Origin of the sequence: Zwartia hollandica (assembly GCF_019923725.1) — a bacterium.
Classification (GTDB): domain Bacteria; phylum Pseudomonadota; class Gammaproteobacteria; order Burkholderiales; family Burkholderiaceae_B; genus Zwartia; species Zwartia hollandica.
The window spans coordinates 750,424-767,946 of the sequence record NZ_JAHXRI010000006.1; the positions used below are offsets into that span (position 1 = coordinate 750,424).

Annotated in this window: 14 protein-coding genes; 10 read left to right on the forward strand and 4 right to left on the reverse strand. The window is 54.0% G+C overall.

The window, feature by feature from the left end; translation table 11 throughout:
* Positions 1–5: 5 nt before the first annotated feature.
* The gene (locus KZZ10_RS06945; RefSeq protein WP_259660756.1) at positions 6–275 is read left to right on the forward strand and encodes a response regulator transcription factor; all 270 of its coding nucleotides are present in this window, start codon (positions 6–8) and stop codon (positions 273–275) included.
* Here KZZ10_RS06945 and KZZ10_RS06950 read toward each other — a convergent pair.
* On the reverse strand, positions 251–967 hold the full coding sequence (locus KZZ10_RS06950) for a hypothetical protein (RefSeq protein WP_259660757.1): 717 nt from the start codon (positions 965–967) through the stop codon (positions 251–253). The genes KZZ10_RS06945 and KZZ10_RS06950 overlap by 25 nt on opposite strands.
* 93 nt (positions 968–1,060) lie before the next feature.
* On the opposite strand from KZZ10_RS06950, the gene KZZ10_RS06955 reads away from it, so the two are divergent.
* From KZZ10_RS06955 to KZZ10_RS06985, 7 genes are read left to right on the forward strand one after another with little or no spacing between them, the layout of a single operon-like run.
* A complete protein-coding gene (locus KZZ10_RS06955; RefSeq protein ID WP_259660758.1) occupies positions 1,061–1,774 on the forward strand; it encodes a prepilin peptidase in 714 nt (237 codons plus the stop codon).
* Between the two features lie 14 nt (positions 1,775–1,788).
* Positions 1,789–2,397 (forward strand): dephospho-CoA kinase, encoded by a 609-nt coding sequence (coaE, locus tag KZZ10_RS06960; RefSeq protein ID WP_259660759.1) that lies wholly within the window; start codon positions 1,789–1,791, stop codon positions 2,395–2,397.
* 46 nt (positions 2,398–2,443) lie between these two features.
* A complete protein-coding gene (zapD, locus tag KZZ10_RS06965; RefSeq protein ID WP_259660760.1) occupies positions 2,444–3,196 on the forward strand; it encodes a cell division protein ZapD in 753 nt (250 codons plus the stop codon).
* A gap of 11 nt (positions 3,197–3,207) precedes the next feature.
* The gene (locus KZZ10_RS06970; RefSeq protein WP_375372552.1) at positions 3,208–4,443 is read left to right on the forward strand and encodes an MdtA/MuxA family multidrug efflux RND transporter periplasmic adaptor subunit; all 1,236 of its coding nucleotides are present in this window, start codon (positions 3,208–3,210) and stop codon (positions 4,441–4,443) included.
* Positions 4,440–7,529, forward strand: coding sequence for a multidrug efflux RND transporter permease subunit (locus tag KZZ10_RS06975; RefSeq protein ID WP_259660762.1), 3,090 nt, complete (start codon positions 4,440–4,442; stop codon positions 7,527–7,529). Before KZZ10_RS06970 ends, KZZ10_RS06975 begins: the two co-directional genes overlap by 4 nt.
* On the forward strand, positions 7,529–10,684 hold the full coding sequence (locus tag KZZ10_RS06980; protein WP_259660763.1) for an efflux RND transporter permease subunit: 3,156 nt from the start codon (positions 7,529–7,531) through the stop codon (positions 10,682–10,684). The genes KZZ10_RS06975 and KZZ10_RS06980 overlap by 1 nt, the downstream gene beginning before the upstream one ends.
* A gap of 38 nt (positions 10,685–10,722) precedes the next feature.
* The gene (locus tag KZZ10_RS06985) at positions 10,723–12,189 is read left to right on the forward strand and encodes an efflux transporter outer membrane subunit (protein ID WP_375372553.1); all 1,467 of its coding nucleotides are present in this window, start codon (positions 10,723–10,725) and stop codon (positions 12,187–12,189) included.
* On the opposite strand, the gene KZZ10_RS06990 is transcribed toward KZZ10_RS06985, so the two are convergent.
* The 3 genes from KZZ10_RS06990 to argJ are packed head-to-tail and all read right to left on the reverse strand — an operon-like array spanning position 12,142 to position 15,217.
* Positions 12,142–13,107, reverse strand: a complete 966-nt coding sequence (locus tag KZZ10_RS06990; RefSeq protein WP_259661021.1) for a Nudix family hydrolase — start codon at positions 13,105–13,107, stop codon at positions 12,142–12,144. The two genes, KZZ10_RS06985 and KZZ10_RS06990, sit on opposite strands and share 48 nt — an antisense overlap.
* Complete coding sequence (locus KZZ10_RS06995; protein WP_259660765.1) at positions 13,100–13,984, reverse strand: ATP-binding protein; 885 nt, start codon at positions 13,982–13,984, stop codon at positions 13,100–13,102. The genes KZZ10_RS06990 and KZZ10_RS06995 overlap by 8 nt, the downstream gene beginning before the upstream one ends.
* Positions 13,985–13,990: 6 nt before the next feature.
* On the reverse strand, positions 13,991–15,217 hold the full coding sequence (argJ, locus tag KZZ10_RS07000) for a bifunctional glutamate N-acetyltransferase/amino-acid acetyltransferase ArgJ (protein ID WP_259660766.1): 1,227 nt from the start codon (positions 15,215–15,217) through the stop codon (positions 13,991–13,993).
* A 191-nt stretch (positions 15,218–15,408) separates the two neighbouring features.
* Here argJ and KZZ10_RS07005 point away from each other — a divergent pair, with 191 nt between their 5' ends.
* Both KZZ10_RS07005 and KZZ10_RS07010 read left to right on the forward strand, forming a co-directional pair.
* Entirely contained in the window at positions 15,409–16,575 is a 1,167-nt protein-coding gene (locus tag KZZ10_RS07005) for an ABC transporter substrate-binding protein (protein ID WP_259660767.1), read from the forward strand.
* Positions 16,576–16,602: 27 nt separating this feature from the next.
* Complete coding sequence (locus tag KZZ10_RS07010; RefSeq protein ID WP_259660768.1) at positions 16,603–17,523, forward strand: branched-chain amino acid ABC transporter permease; 921 nt, start codon at positions 16,603–16,605, stop codon at positions 17,521–17,523.

Genomic DNA, 17,523 nt, shown 5'->3' on the forward strand with positions numbered 1-17,523 from the left:
GCAGCATGAAGCATGTTGAGGAAACGAATGCGCTGGGTTGGAAAGCGCTGACAGCGCGTGAGCGCGATGTTATTCACCCAGTTGCCGAAGGAAAATCAAATAAGCTTATCGCCATCGAGCTCGGTATTTCTATGCGTACTGTCGAGGCACATCGAGCGCGTATTTTTTACAAGATGGGGGTGCGTAATGCAGTGCAACTGGCGCGGCATGTTTGCACACAGCCCGAGCTCAGTTGCGATGTACCAACGTCTCAAGGGCAGTTGGGTGATGATTGATTATTGAGCTCCTTGATGGGATCAAGGTCTGGTTGACGGGTGAGGGTATAAGTCAGATTAGGTGAGTCGCCATTGATTGAAATCAGGCGCAGTACATTTGTACTTGTCATGGCCAGCTCTGCACGCGCGTTACCCTGGCTGTTTAGCAAAACAATCCGAGGGACCGCTTGTGCTGTTGCGCGCCAGCACCCTTGGTCCGCAAGCTGAGAGGTCTTGTTGTCTTGCCCTAGGTAGGCTGCGCGGGCACGCCAACGACCATTCGGAGACATCGAAATCGTTACACGTTGCGCGACACACTTCATTTCTGGATGGAAACAGGGCAGCGTGCCTGCAAACGTTTGTGGTTCTGGGATGAGCTCTGAACGCAAGGTGTCTGTCGGTGCGGCGGTGGAAGCGTTGGCAGCAGCGACAGGAGCAGGGGCGGTGGTCGTTTGATTTGCGCCAGCCTGTTGTTGAGCGGGGGCAGATTGATTCAAGCCGAACTGGATTTGACTCGGTGCACGCACTGCCTGCGTCGCGTACGCACCTTCAGCTTGCGCTAGCGCATCGGTTGCGGAACTGGCTGCTGGCAGGTTGTAGTAACCCGGTTGCTGCATTTGTGCACAAGCCGACAGAAGCAATGTGCTGACCAAAATGGCCGCGCTGCGTAGTTGGCTAACGTGGATCTGGTTGAGCTTGTCTTGTCCGAACATAATTTACTTCCTGAGTCGAGTGCATAACTGAATTGATGCCTGCATTCTACGCATTTGCCCGAATCCCTGCAGATGAATCTGTAGGGATTTCCTATGGTTGAGGATATTTGGGGCTTGTTTGCCGCAGGTGGGGTCGCAGGCTTGTTTGTGGGGATCCTGCTGGTCGGGACGGTGCGCCATGTATTTAGGCACTACTGGTTCTCCTGGGGGTTGATGGAGGCCTCGGACACACTACCTGTTACGCATGATGCACACACCCGGTGGTTGGACGCCAGTCTGCTGGCATCTTGCGCCCTGTGTGGGGCAGTAATCACAGCCTCGGTGCCTTGGGCAAATCCTAGTGGTCCCGAGCTACTGTGGTCGCGCTCAGTCTTTTGTGGATTGCTGGTGATGCAGGCTCGTATCGATGCCCAAACTGGGATGCTCCCTGACCGTTTAACGTTGGGGATGCTCTGGTTGGGGTTGCTCTTTAGCTTGAATGGGGGGTGGGTATCGCTCGAGCACTCGGTATCGGGGGCGGTCGCGGGCTATATTGTGCTGTGGTTGCTGATAGCGATATTTCGATTTTTCACAGGCCGTGAGGCCATGGGCTCTGGGGACTTTAAACTGTCAGCCGCGATTGCTGCGTGGATTGGGCCGTGGTCTCTACCGGGCGTTTGGTTCGTGGCATCAGTTTGGCTTTGTGCCGCTGCAATGTTTGATCACTTACTTGGGCGGCAGGACTTTCGAGAGCCCAGACCGTTTGGCCCCGGGTTGGCGCTTGGCGGTATTCTGATGATGTTGTTTGGTCTCACATTAACGGAGTAACAAGGAATGGCGGCATGTTTAAGCTTGGTCTGACCGGAGGGATTGGCTCCGGTAAGACTTACGTAGCCAACTTATTGGCGGGGTGGGGTGCCAGCGTGATCGATACGGATCTGATCGCACATACGTTGACAGCGCCCGAGGGCCTTGCGATTGCACCCATACGAGAGGCTTTTGGGTCCGAGCTGATCAAACCAGACGGTGCGCTTGATCGTGCCCGTATGCGTGAGTTGGTATTTTCGGCCCCTGTAATGCGTTCTACGCTAGAAGGGATTCTCCACCCTTTGATTGCTCAGGAAGTCTTTGTCCAGGCAAAGGCGGCGACTGGGCTTTACGCTGTTTTTGTTGTCCCCTTATTGGTAGAGTCCGGTCGTTGGCGAGATCGGATAGATCGGCTTTGCGTCGTGGATTGTGAAGAGGAAACTCAAATTGAGCGTGTTCACGCGCGCTCTGGCATCCCTGCGGACACGATACGTCGCATCATGGCTGCGCAGGCGACTAGAGCAGAAAGATTGGCCGCTGCGGATGACATAATTGTCAATTCGGCAAACACTAGCTTGGCGGAACTCGACAAACAAGTGTTGGTCCTACACGAGGGGTGGTGTAACCTATCAATATCTGGATAAATGCGCGCATTTTTGGTGCATCATCCGCCTTTTGCGACAAATATCTGTGATTCTTTTTGAATATCCTTTTAACGAGCGAATCCGTGCGCTGATGCGTCTGGAGTCCTTGCTTGACCGGATGATATTTTTCGCCAAGCCAGGCGATGCACGACACCATCAGGTTGCCTTGGCGGCCCTATTTGATCTGCTTGATGCGACTGAGCGCACGGATGTGAAATCCAGTGTCTTGCAGGATTTGGAGCGCCAGCGCAATGTTCTTGCCTCGCTTAAAGATCATCCGAGCGTCGATGAAAAAACCTTAGCGACTATGCTTATTGAGCTCGAGAAAGTCGCAGCCAATTTGAATGCAGTGGGCAAAACCGGACAAGAACTTCGCGCGAACGAGTGGTTAAGCAGTTTGCGTGGCAGACTCGCTGTGCCTGGTGGTGGAACGCAAGTGGATATGCCGTCTTTTCATGCCTGGCAGTACCGCACAGAGGCTGAGCGTTGCAGTGACCTAGAGCGATGGATGTCAACGCTCATGCCCTTGCATGCCGGCATTTCAATGGTCATGCGACTATTGCGTGAAACTGGTCAGGCAACAGACGCAGTAGCGCCTAAAGGAGCCTTTCAACAAATGCTAGCAGGTAAAACCTACCAGCTTTTGCGGGTATGGGTTGAAGAATCCCTTGGCGTGTTTCCTGAAATCAGCGCCAACAAGTACATGGTCTGGATTCGTTACTCTGCGCAGGATGGCGAGCACCGACCCCATGCGGTCACGCATGACGTCAACTTCAAAATGACTCTTTGTGCCCTTTAGGGCCAGTTGGAATCCCTATGTCTGAGCATGTGCCTTCCAGGTCCGCCCGTCGGCTGCCTTGGGTTTGGATCGTTGTAATCTTGGCAGCACTTACTGGCGGTACGTATTGGTGGTTAAGCGATGGCGGCCAGCAAGTAGCACCCAAGAAGCCACAGGGAGGCATGACTCCGATGGTGCCTGTCAGGGTGCAGGCGGCCGTCTCTGAAAATCTTGATATTTATTTGCGTGGTCTTGGAACGGTGACCGCTTTCAACACAGTCACTGTGCGTAGTCGTGTGCAAGGTGAATTAGTCGAGGTTCTTTTTAAAGAGGGTGAGAGCGTAAAAGCGGGCGATATATTGGCCCGCATTGATCCTCGACCGTTTGAGGTTGCACTCGATCAGGCACTGGGTGCCCAGCAACAAAATCAAGCGCAGTATGAGAATGCAAAACGCGATTTGCAGCGCTATCAGACCTTACGCAAGCAGGATTCAATTGCTCCCCAGCTGCTCGACACACAAGCTGCCCTCGTACGTAAATTTGAAGGTCTGATTAAAAGTGATCAGGCCACCGTCGATAATGCACGCTTGCAACTAAGCTACACCACCATCACCGCTCCTATCGCAGGCCGACTTGGGCTGCGTCGTGTGGATGCAGGCAATCTTGTGAACGCGAACGATCCGGCTGGTGTTGTTGTGATTACGCAAACACAGCCGATCGCCGTGATGTTTACACTGCCAGAAAATGATTTACCTGCCGTGCGCGAACCCATGCTTGGCGGACAAATACTCGCCGTCGATGCCTATGATCGTGCAGATATGAATCGTTTGGCAGAGGGCAAACTCTCATCGATTGACAATCAAATTGATATCGCAACGGGGACGGTCAAGCTTAAGGCTGAATTTGCTAATCAGACTGACGCGTTGTTTCCGAACCAGTTCGTTAATATTCGAATGAAGGTACGCACATTACAAAACGCCCTCACGATCCCAGCGGCTGCCGTACAGCAAGGAAATCGTGGCGCCTTTGTATATGTTGTTGAGGCTGATGACACGGCAGCGGTTAAGCCCATCAAAATAGGCGATCGTAGCGGTGAACGAGTCGTCATCCTGGACGGCATCAAGGTGGGCGACCGTGTGGTCCTTGAGGGCACCGATAGGTTGCGCGCCGGTGCCAAAGTTCGCGTTATCGGAGCGCCGAGCGCTTCTGGTGAACCCAATAATGCGGCTCGACGCCCTGCCGGCGCATCGGGGTCCGCGCGGCCGTGAATCTCTCGCGCCCCTTTATTCTGCGACCAGTCGCCACAACATTGGCGATGATCGCCTTATTGCTCTCGGGCTTGATCGCGTATCGATGGCTCCCAGTATCGTCCTTACCTGAGGTGGATTATCCAACTATCCAGGCGACCACGTTTTACCCTGGTGCAAGCCCAGAGGTGATGGCGGCCTTAGTGACTTCCCCGCTCGAGCGTCAATTCGGGCAAATGCCCGGACTACGCCAGATGACTTCCAGTAGTTCGGCCGGGGCATCGATCATTACCTTGCAATTCGCGCTCTCACTGCGCTTGGATGTGGCCGAGCAGCAAGTGCAGGCAGCCATTAATGCAGCAAGTAACTTGTTGCCTCGAGACCTGCCTGTACCGCCTATCTATAACAAAGTTAATCCAGCAGATGCGCCAGTGATTACGTTGGCGATTACTTCGCCCACTGTGCCATTGCCGCAAATTCGTGATTTAGTTGATACACGGATGGCGCAGAAAATATCGCAAGTTGCTGGTGTTGGGTTGGTGAGTGTGGCGGGAGGGCAGCGACCGGCGATGCGCATCCAGGCAAATCCACAGTCACTTGCAGCATATGGGTTGACGTTGGCAGACGTGCGTACCGCAGTGGTGGGGGCGAACGTTAACCAACCCAAAGGGACCTTGGATGGCCCGGCTCGCTCGACCACGATAAACGCCAATGACCAATTAAAGAACCCTAGCGACTACATGGATTTAGTGGTGACTTACCGCAACGATGCACCGTTGCGTGTGTCAGATGTTGCGTCCGTTTTGATGGAGGCCGAGGATTCACGACTCGCAGCCTGGGCAGATACACAACCTGCGATTCTTCTTAACGTGCAGCGACAGCCGGGTGCCAATGTCATCGATGTGGTCAATCGCATTCAGTCCTTGCTACCGCAGTTGCGGACCGCGTTGCCTGCCAACCTCGACGTGACCGTGATGTCGGACCGCACCCAAACGATTCGCGCGTCGGTACGAGACGTGCAGGTCGAAATGTTTATTGCCATTGGTTTGGTAGTGTTGGTGACTTTTGTGTTCCTGCGCACATTAACAGCCACCTTGATTCCAAGCGTTGTTGTGCCCCTGTCCCTTGTGGGAACTTTTGGGATCATGTACTTGGCTGGTTTCAGTATTAACAATCTGACCTTGATGGCCTTGACGATCGCGACGGGCTTTGTAGTGGATGATGCGATTGTCATGATAGAAAATATCGCACGCTACTTGGAACGCGGTGATACGCCGATGCAGGCAGCACTCAAGGGTGCGTCACAAATTGGCTTTACCTTGGTGTCGCTCACGTTATCGTTAATTGCGGTATTGATCCCCTTGCTTTTCATGACCGAGGTGGTGGGGCGTTTGTTTCGAGAGTTTGCTGTCACCCTCGCTGTTGCAATATTGCTTTCTTTGCTTATATCGCTAACGTTGACACCGATGATGTGCGCGCGTCTGTTGCGCGCCGGGGATCATGATCGTGGAGGCTGGCTTGCTCAATTTGTTCAGAAAAAAATCGATGAACTGATCGTGACCTACGGTGTGGCGTTGCGCTGGGTGTTGGCGCGGCAAGGATTAACGTTGGTCGTCGCACTCGGCACCTTCGTACTGACCGCATTGTTTTATATAGCGATTCCCAAAGGTTTTTTCCCACTGCAGGATACGGGATTGATACAGATCGTGACCCAAGCGCCGCAGAATTTAGCGTTTGCTGCCATGGCTGAGCGACAGCAGTCTGCAGTAAAGACAATCCTACAAGATCCCGATGTGAGTGGCGTGTCCTCCTTTATCGGTATTGACGGGGTCAATGAAACCGTCAATACCGGGCGAATACAAGTTGCCTTGAAGCCACACGGTCAGCGACGTTCAGCTATTTCTGAGGTGATGGGTCGGCTGCAGACGGAGCTCGAGTTCGTGGCTGGTTTGCAGTTCTATTTGCAGCCGGTACAAGACCTCACAGTCGAGGACCGCGTGAGCCGCACGCAGTATCAGCTAACCCTAGAAAGCGCAGACTCTGAATTGCTTGCGATATGGGTACCAAAACTTGTGGATGCCCTGCGCGCCAAGCCACAGCTTGCAGATGTCATTGATGACATGCAAGAGGATGGCCTCAACACCTTTATTGATATTGATCGCGATGCTGCTGCAAGACTAGGAGTGTCTGCTGCTGCGATTGATGATGCTCTATACGACGCTTTTGGCCAACGACAGATCTCGACGGTATTTACGCAATCGAATCAGTATCGTGTCGTGATTGAAGTACCCGAGCAGTTTCGCCGCGATCCGGGATCTCTCTCGACGGTCTATGTCAAAAGTACGACAGGTAAGCCGATTGCTTTGACGAGCGTGGTGAAGGTCACTGAGGGACGCTCGCCTCTTGTGATTAATCGCTTAGACCAATTCCCCTCCGTCACCGTATCGTTCAATTTGAAGCCAGGGGCCTCATTGTCGAGCGCGGTAGATTCTGTCACCCAAGCAACGAAAGAAATTGGTTTGCCCTTGAGTGTTCAGACCCGCTTTCAGGGCGCCGCACGCGCCTATGAGGCGTCACTCTCCAGCACCTTGTTATTGATTCTGGCTGCAGTCATCACGATGTATATCGTACTTGGCGTACTGTACGAAAGTTTCATTCATCCCGTCACGATTCTTTCTACTCTGCCTTCTGCGGCGATTGGCGCCTTACTTGCTTTGCAGTTGTCAGGTCGCGATCTCGATATGATCGGCATTATTGGCATCATCCTGCTGATTGGTATCGTCAAGAAGAACGCCATCATGATGATTGATTTCGCACTCGAGGCTGAGCGCAAACTCAAACTGTCAGCGCGCGAGGCCATCGAGCAGGCAGCGATCCTGCGGTTTCGTCCTATTTTGATGACAACGCTTGCCGCCTTGTTTGGTGCGGTTCCTTTGATGCTGTCGACAGGCACGGGGTCTGAATTGCGTCAGCCCCTAGGTTTGGTGATGGTGGGGGGGCTCATCGTGAGCCAGGTTTTGACACTCTTTACAACGCCCGTGATCTATCTTTTCTTTGATCGTCTGCACGGCCGTAATATGCCCGTTGTTCAAGGAGGGGCCCAGTAATGAGTCTGTCCGGGCCATTTATTGTGCGCCCCGTGGCCACAACGTTGATCTGGCTTGGGGTGGTACTAGCCGGCTTGCTGGCACATAGTCTGCTACCCATCGCGCCCCTGCCACAAATTGAGTTGCCTTCGATCTCGGTGCGCGCTGACATGCCTGGGGCAAGTCCTGAGGTGATGGCGGCAACCGTGGCGACTCCGCTTGAGCGCTCCTTGGGGACGATTGCGGGCCTAACCGAAATGACTTCGCGCAGCACAACGGGCCAGACGCGTATCACCTTGCAGTTCGACTTAAGTCGCGACATCAGCCGCGCTGCGACCGACGTACAGGGAGCGATAAACGCAGCACGCGCCATGATGCCAAGTGGGCTGCGTAACAACCCTTCTTATAAAAAAGCGAATCCGTCTGCTGCGCCGATCATGACGCTTGCGCTGACGTCTGCGACTTTGTCCCAAGGCCAGTTGTATGACATTGCTTCGACGACTGTTCAGCAAAAGTTATCCCAAGTCCAGGGAGTAGGTGAGGTTCAAATTGGTGGCAGCTCATTACCTGCAGTCAGAGTCGATCTTGATCCTGAAAAGCTGACGCAGTATGGTGTGTCGTTGGAGGCCGTCCGCATGGCCATCGCGGCAGCAAACTCCACGCGACCAAAGGGATTTCTAGAGAACGACACGCTTCGTTGGCAAATAGTTGCCAACGATCAACTCTGGAAGGCATCCGACTATCGCCCTCTGATCGTCGCTTGGCGAAATGGAGCAGCGGTACGCTTGTCTGATGTTGCGCAGGTCGAGGACTCTGTTGAAGACACCTTTAATCTTGGCTATTTCAATGCGCAACAGGCAATCTTGGTGCTTGTGCGCAGCGAGGCGAAGGCAAACATCATTGAGACGGTTGATCAGATCCGTGCTGATTTACCTGTCTTGCGGGCTATGTTGCCCGCGGATGTGACGCTTGATGTCGCGCAGGATCGTACGCCGTCCATCCGGGCCTCCGTGCGCGAGGCAGAGCACACGCTCGTCATTGCTATTGGTCTTGTGATGCTAGTTGTGTTGCTGTTTTTACGGAACTGGCGCGCAGCCTTGATCCCAACTGTGGCAGTCCCTGTATCGCTGATCGGGACCTTCGGGGTGATGTATTTGGCGGGCTATTCGTTGAATACGATGTCCTTGATGGCCTTGATTGTGGCGACGGGGTTTGTTGTTGACGATGCGATCGTTGTGCTTGAGAACATCATGCGGCACATTGAACGTGGCGAATCTGTAAAACGCGCCGCGCTGCGTGGCACGCGGGAGGTTGGGTTTACCGTTCTATCGATGAGCATTTCCTTGATCGCTGTTTTTATACCGATTCTGTTAATGGGGGGCCTCCCTGGACGTTTGTTCCGTGAATTCGCGGTGACCTTGTCAGCGGCGATCGTTATTTCGATGCTGGTCTCACTGACCCTAACGCCCATGATGGCAGCACGCATGCTACGGCGACAAGAAAAGGATGAGGTTGCGTCTCGAACACCTGGTTTTATTGGACGTATGCTTGACGCTGCGCTGAATGCCACCGTCAGAGGTTACTCGTTGACGCTCGACTGGGCACTGCGTCATGGTCGGATCATGATGTTGTTGTTGGCCGCGACAATTGGATTGAATTTTTATCTTTACGGAGCCGTACCAAAAGGTTTTTTTCCGCAACAAGACACGGGCATGATGCTGGGATTTTTTTCGGCAGATGAGGGTACATCTTTTGAGTCAATGAAGCCTAAGCTTGATCGATTTCGACAAATCTTAATGCGGGATCCCGCGATTAGCACCGTGACGGCTTATGCCAACGGGCGTGGTGGTAGCAACTTCAGCTTTTTAGCCGTACAACTAAAACCCTTTGCCGAGCGCAAGGTCTCGGTACGTGAGGTGATCAATCGTTTGCGGCCACAGCTCAGTGGTAATCCAGGAGCACGTCTATTTTTAGTGCCGCAGCAAGACATTCGGATCGGCGGTCGGCAAAGTAGCTCTCAGTATCAGTACACCTTAATGGCGAGCGAGCTTGGTGATTTAAAAGAGTGGTTGCCCAAGGTGCAAGAGGCGCTGGCGAAATTGCCAGAACTCGTGGATGTGGATACTGACGTTGAGGATCGAGGAAGGCAGGTCTCTATTCTTGTAGACCGTGATGCAGCGCAACGCTTGGGGATTTCGATGGCCAGCATCTCGGCCGTTCTGAATAACTCGTTTAGTCAGAGACAGATCTCGGTGATGTATGGCGCTCGCAATCAATATCGAGTCGTCATGGGAGTCGCTCCACGCTTTGCGCAAGATCCGGACTCTTTGAATGATGTGTATGTGCTGAGCCAGACGGGTCAGCGCGTACCGTTTTCTGCGTTTGCAAAGTTCGAGGTCAGCAATTCACCGTTGAGTGTCCGACATCAAGGGTTGTTGGCCGCAGATACGATCTCGTTTGATTTGGCCCCAGATGTTTCACTTGGCCAGGCGAGTAAAGCCATTGAGCAAGCTGTGTCTGAAATTAACTTGCCAAGTGAGCGGATACAGGCGGGCTTTCAGGGTACTGCCAAAGCCTTGCAAAGCGCGCTGTCGAATCAGCCGTGGTTGATTTTGGCGGCGTTGGTCACCATGTATATTGTTTTGGGGATGCTGTATGAGAGTACGATTCATCCGCTGACGATTTTGTCGACACTGCCCTCGGCGGGTGTAGGTGCCTTACTCGCCTTGTTATTGCTTAAGACCGAGTTCACCCTGATCGCGCTGATTGGCGTGTTTCTATTGATAGGTATTGTGAAGAAAAACGCCATCATGATGGTGGATTTTGCCTTGGATGCCCAGCGCAGGCTCGGGCTTTCGCCGCGCGATGCGATCCATCAGGCCTGTTTGACGCGTTTCCGTCCTATTCTAATGACCACCGCGGCAGCTATTTTCGGTGCGATGCCTTTGGTCTTCGCATCGGGCGCAGGCGTGGAGTTGCGCAAGCCTCTGGGAATCACCATTCTTGGTGGTTTGCTCGTCAGCCAATTGCTCACGCTTTACACTACTCCTGTGGTTTATCTTTATTTGGATCGCTTCCGGTTGTGGATGCTCAGCCGGCCTTGGAGCAAGCAGTCGGGCTCCTCTACTTCGGCTAAACCGGTTACCTCTGCATCCTCTGGGTTGCCTCACGCATGATGAATATTTTTTCCACGTTAACGAACAATGCACAGCGCATGCTGCGTGTCGGAGTGACGTTGCTACCGCTTATTGGGTTGACCGCGTGCATGGTGGGACCAGACTATGTGCGACCTACGATTGATGTGGGGGTGCAGTTCAAGGAATCGCCCGGCTGGAAGTTGGCACAGCCGGCGTTAGCAAATGCACCGCGCGAGCCGTGGTGGTTGATGTATCGTGATTCAACCCTGACACAGCTAATGCAAGAGCTGAATGTGTCGAACCAAAATATTGCGCTGGCCGAAGCACGTTTTCGGCAGGCTGTTGCAGTGACTCAGGGTGCGCGCGCGCCATTGCTGCCTTCGGTCACCGCAACGGGGAGCGCCACGCGTGCGGGCGCTGCAGGCTCTACCTCGGGTTTAAGTGCGAGTGCGACAAACAACTCTTACGGTTTGAGTGCGCAGGCTACCTGGCAGATCGATATTTGGGGTAGTGTGCGCCGAAATATCGAAGCAACTGATGCGACAGAGCTTGCATTGGCAGCGGACGTTTCGGGCGCACGCTTGACGGCACAGACCGCGTTGGCGCTCGCCTATCTACAAGTGCGTGTCCTTGATGAGCAGCGCCGCTTGTTGACAGCAACAGTGGATGCCTATCAACGGGCGTTGAAGCTTACCCAGAATCGGTATAACGCAGGAATTTCCGGGCAAGGGGATGTGTCTGTTGCACGCACACAATTAGAAAGTACTCGGGCGCAACTCATCGATCTTGAGCAGCAACGAGCGATTTTTGAAAACGCGGTGGCGGTCTTACTAGGCCGTGCACCCTCAACATTCGCGATTAAGGCAGAGAAAGTCCCATTGGTTCCACCTATGGTGCCAGTGGGTTTGCCGTCCGAGTTACTTGAGCGACGTCCCGATGTTGCCGCAGCCGAGCGACGCACTGCTGCGGCAAACGCACAGATCGGCGTCGCGACGGCCGCCTGGTTTCCGAACCTCACACTGAACGCCAACGCGGGCTACCGTAGTAACGATTTCACGCAGTGGTTTACTGCGCCCGCTCAGTTTTGGGCGCTTGGCCCACAGCTTGCCGCATTGATTTTCGATGGTGGAGCGCGTCAGGCTCAGATCAATCAGACGCGTGCCCAGTTTGATGCGCAGGTGGCGATCTATCGGCAAACAGTATTAACTGCGTTGCAGGAAGTCGAGAACGCGATGGTGCAAATGCGCGTGTTCGAGCAGGAGGAGGCGGTGCAGCGTTTGGCTGTACAGTCAGCGCAACAGTCGCTGCGTTTAGCCCGCAACCAGTATGACCAAGGGTTGATTGATTATTTAAGTGTGGCTGTATTGGAGACGACTGCGCTAAATAACGAACGTACTTACATTACCTTGGTTGGTAATCGATTCGCAGCGAGCGTGCGCTTGGTTGCATCGTTAGGGGGAGGTTGGTCGGCAGAGGATCTTAAGCGCTTGGATGACTCAGGTAATCCAACGACGCAGCCCAGCAAAGCCGTGCCCACCAACTGATTTCGCCTGCGCAAGCGTTTCGGCAGATTGCCCGCCGAGCGCATAGACGGGCAGCCCCGCCTGTTGATTGAGACGTGCAAACTCTTCCCAACCGATCCCGGGGTGGTCCGGATGTGAGGCTGTTGGCAGAACGGGTCCCAGGACCGCGAAGTCGGCTTCGAGTTTGCGGGCATGTTGTAGTTCAGATAAATCGTGTGTCGAAACACCCACGAGATGCCCTGCAGGTAGTTCTGGACGAACGCTAAAACCTTTGGCATCGGCTGCGCGCAAGTGCATGCCGTCACCTTGAGCACACCAGGCTGAAGGGTGAACACTATTGACGACAACACGCGCTCCGGCTGCGTGACACTGCGCGAGAACTGCATCAAAAGCAGTTTTCAAGCTCGTGCTTGCCGGGCCGTCCGGCCACCCAGGCTCGCGCCATTGCAAGAGTTTGACGCCCTCTTTGAGGCCTTGGGCTAAACGCTGTTGGAACGCAGCCAGGCCCTGAGGCGACCCCGCACTTGAAATTGCATAGACCTCCGGCAAGTTCATCCAGCGCAGCGGCGGATAGGTTGCAGGTAATAACTTTGGGACATCCAACGCCTGTGTAAGTGGCACCCAACGCAGAAGCTGTCCTTCCAGACCTTGTGGCTCCCCATCCCAGCCGGTGACGCGACAGAAGGCCAGTCGCACAGTCGTGGTTGGGTAGGCGTGCACATAAGTGACCCAGGGCGTGGCGGTGTGGATCTGGATGCCGAGTTCCTCGAGCAGTTCTCGTGCGAGCGCCTGCATCACGGACTCGCCCGGCTCTAGCTTGCCACCGGGCAGTTCCCACCAGCCTGGCCAAGGTTTGTCTGCAGGGCGATTACCCAACAAAACTGTGCCATCGGGTCGCAGCAACACTCCCACTGCGACATCGATAATTTTTTCAGGCATGCCGAGCAGCCCAGTCCCGAGAGAAATGCCAAGCAACACGACCCGAACGTGAGCCACGCTCAAGCGCCCATTGCAAGGCTTCGGTGCGCGCTTCGGCGATGCTCTGCTTGGAACAGCCGAGTGTTTCAAGCCAGTGCGCAACGATGTCCAGATAATCGTCTTGCTTGAAGGGGTAGAAAGACAGCCAAAGCCCAAAGCGCTCCGAGAGCGATATTTTTTCTTCGACTGTTTCACCAGGATGCACCTCACCGTCGGCCTGGTGGCGCGCAGCAAGATTCTCGCTCATGTATTCGGGCATGAGATGTCGGCGGTTTGAGGTTGCATAAATCAGCACGTTGTTACCGCTCGATGCGGCAGACCCGTCCAGTACAGACTTTAGCGCCTTGTAACCGGACTCGCCTTCTTCGAAAGAAAGATCATCGCAAAAGACAATAAACTTTTCAGGACGCGAGGCGACTAAGTCAACAATGTCAGCGAGGTCGCCGAGATCTGCCTTGTCGACTTCAATCAGTCGCAGACCACGACCACCGTAACTTGCCAACATGGCTTTCACAAGCGAGCTTTTTCCTGTGCCACGTGCGCCGGTCATCAGCACATTATTGGCGGGCTTACCCTCGACAAAATGGCGCGTATTGCGATCAATGATATCTTTCTGGCGTTCGATGTGTTGCAGATCTTCGGGATTAATCAATGACACATTGGCGATTGCATCAAGCCATCCATGCGAGGCGCCACGTTTGCGCCACCGATAGGCGTGCGCCTCCCAATTGATAGGGGGTGGTGCTGGAGGCAGCCACGCCTCGAGTTGCGCCAAGACGCGGGTGGCCCGCGCCATAAGATCGACCATGGGTAAGTTGTTTTCGGTGTTAGGTTTCATCTTGAATCAGGAACGGTAATCGGCGTTGATGCTGACGTATTCATGGGAAAAGTCGCAGGTGTATACGGTTTCGGTCGTGTTGCCGCGACCCAGCGCGATACGCACCAAAATTTCGGCTTCTTTCATCACCCGTTGACCATCGGTTTCCTGGTAAGACGGATTGCGACCGCCTTGTGTAGCGACCAAGACATCGCCGAGCCATAGCTTGACGCCACCGACATCCAGGTCATTGATTCCGGCGTAGCCAATTGCTGCCAAGATACGACCGAGGTTTGGGTCGCTCGCAAAAAACGCTGTCTTGACCAAGGGTGAATGCGCGACGGCGTAGGCGACTTGTAGCGCCTCGGCCGATGACTTGGCTTCTTCTACCCGGATTGTCATGAATTTTGTTGCACCCTCGCCATCTCGCACAATTTTTTGTGCGAGATCGGTGGCGGCTGCAGCGAGTGCAGCTTTGAGCTCTGCATATTGGGGGTGCGCAGTGCTGTCGACCATCAGGCCGCTTTTGCCTGTCGCGATCACGATGAAGGAGTCATTCGTTGAGGTGTCGCCGTCAATCGTGATGCGATTAAATGAGACATCAGCGATTTCACGTGCTAACTGATTCAGCAAGGGTTGCGCAATGCCAGCATCGGTAGCCAAGTAGCTCAGCATGGTAGCCATATTCGGGCGAATCATGCCAGCGCCTTTGCTAATCCCGGTAAGCGTGATTGTCTTGCCACCCATGGAAATTCGCTGTGAGTGAATCTTTGGGAGGGTGTCGGTGGTCATGATGCCGTGTGCAGCGGAGACCCAGTTGTTTGCACTCAGGTTCTTTAACGCAGCAGGCAAGCCCGCTTTAATTCGGTCAACGGGGAGGGGTTCAAGAATGACCCCGGTTGAGAACGGCAGGATTTGATTGCTTTGTAAGGCCATGAGCTTAGCCAGCGCCTCACAGGTTTCATTGGCGGCCTTTAGGCCAGGTTCGCCCGTGCCTGCGTTGGCGTTGCCCGTGTTGATTACCAGAGCTTGAATTGCAGCGCCTGCGCTCAGGTGCTCTTGGCAAACCAGTACGGGTGCCGCGCAGAATCGATTGCGAGTGAACACCCCAGCAACGGTTGACCCGGGGCTTAACTTAAAGACTGTTAAGTCTCGTCGGTCTGCTTTACGGATTCCAGCTTCGGTTACACCGATTTCGACGCCCGGAACGGGATAGACGGCGTCATCTTTTGGGATATGTAGGTTTACGGCCATGGTGAGTCACAGGGTGGAGTGAACAAAACGCAATTATCACCTGTTTTGGGCTCGGGTATACCACTAGGCGCGCAGCAGGGGATTCTTCGCGTGGGATGGCAAAAGGTGGCTCACCTGCTACTATTTGCGGTGACAAATTTCGCCCGTACCAAGCCTAATTGCCGGGCCTTAAACATCTAGGAGATCCAGAGATGCGCCTGATTCAAAAACTGTTTGCGGCCGCCGCATTGTTACCTTGCCTAGTCATGGCACAGACCCCTATCAAAGTGGGGATCGCAAATGACCTGTCAGGCCCTTTTGCGGCACTAGGTGCCGAGGCCCGTGACGGCTTCAATTTGGCGATCAAGCAGCTGGGTGGAAAACTCGGTGGACAACCTGCTGAGTTTTTGCAGGCAGACATGGGCGGTAACCCTGACCAAGCCCGTCAGTTGGTTAGCCGTTATATACAACGGGACAAAATTGATTTTTTCACGGGTCCGATTGGCTCTAACGTCGCACTCGCCGTGGGACCAGCGCTCTTTGCGGCCAAAATTCCCTACCTATCTAACAATCCTGGCCCAAGCCAGTTTGCCGGCGCACAATGTAATGACTACTGGTTCGGCGTGTCCTATCAGAACGACGCTTTTCACGAAGCTGCCGGCAAGGTTGCGGCAGACCGTGGCTTTAAAAAGATGGTCATCATCGCGCCAGACTATCCAGCTGGCAAAGATGCGTTAACTGGCTTTAAGCGTGGGTACAAGACCGCTGTGAGCCAAGAGGTTTACACCAAGCTTGGACAAATCGACTACGCTGCCGAGCTTGCCCAGATTCGTGACGCCAAACCTGATGCGATCTATATCTTCTTGCCAGGCGGGATGGGCATCAATTTTATTAAGCAGTTTGTTTCGGCGGGTTTGAACAAGAGCGTCAAGCTGGTGGGGCCTGGATTTTCGGCAGATGAGGACGTGATTCGTGCAGTGGGTGAGCCGATGATTGGTATGTTTAATACTGCACAATGGGCCCACGACTTAGATAATGCTCAAAACAAAGCCTTTGTTGCCGCTTTCCGCAAGGAATACAACAATCGCCAGCCGACCGTTTACGCTGCACAAGCGTATGACACCATTATGGCGATGGATGCTGCTGTCAAAGCCGTAGGCGGTAAAGTTGCGGACCGTGGTGCAGTCATCGCTGCGCTCAAAAAAGCGGACTTCCAATCGGTGCGCGGTCCATTCAAATACGGTGTGAATAACTTCCCGATTCAGCCTTATTACGTTCGCGTGATCGAAAAGGCAGCAGACGGCAGTATTACCAACAAATTGGTGGGTAAAGTATTTGACTCCTACCAAGATGTTTATGTTGGCGAGTGCAAGAAATAAGAAACCTAACCCGACTGTTCGTTTGATATGAGTGCAACGCTAATCGCCGAGCAATTGCTCAACGGCTTACAGTTCGGACTAATGTTGTTTCTGATTGCGGCGGGCCTGACGCTGGTGTTCGGGATTCTAGATATCCTGAATGTGGCGCATGGCTCGTTGTACATGGCGGGTGCCTATGTTGCGGCCCAGACCATGCAGGCCACCCAATCCTTTCTGCTCGCCGTCGTTGTTGCTGCGGTGGTGACTGGGCTGGTGGGCTTGATTATTGAGCTTGTACTGATACGACGCTTGGTCGTGCGCGACCACTTAGCACAAGTGCTTGGTACCTTCGCCATTATTCTGATCGCCAACGATGTCGTGAAGATGATTTGGGGGCCTGCTCCTGTCATGATGAGTATGCCAGCAGCACTTTCCGGCCCCGTGCATATCTTGCCCAATATGTTGTATCCCGCGTATCGGCTTCTGATTATTGCGGTTGGGCTTGCGGCTGCGCTCGGTCTGTATTTGTTTGTCACGCGCACGCGTGCTGGCGTACTGGTGCGGGCCGGAGCCTCGAATCGACAAATGGCTACTTTGATGGGGGTGCGAGTGCCCCTGCTATTTTTAGGTGTGTTCGTATTGGGTGCGATGTTAGCCGCCTTGGCGGGCGCAATGCTTGGCCCAGTGACTGCGATTCAAGCCGGCATGGGCGAGCAAATTCTGATCTTAGTGCTGGTATGTATTGTGATCGGAGGCATCGGCTCTATACGTGGCGCATTTGTCGGCGCGTTATTAGTAGGATTCGTCGACACGGCGGGTCGTGCCTTTTTGCCGACGTTGTTGAAGGCATTTTTTTCGCCGGCGGTTGCCTCGAGTGTGGGACCGACACTTGCCGCTATTTCAATCTATATCTTGATGGCGGTGGTGTTAGTGTTTAGACCCGCTGGTTTATTTCCGGCGCGCGGCTAA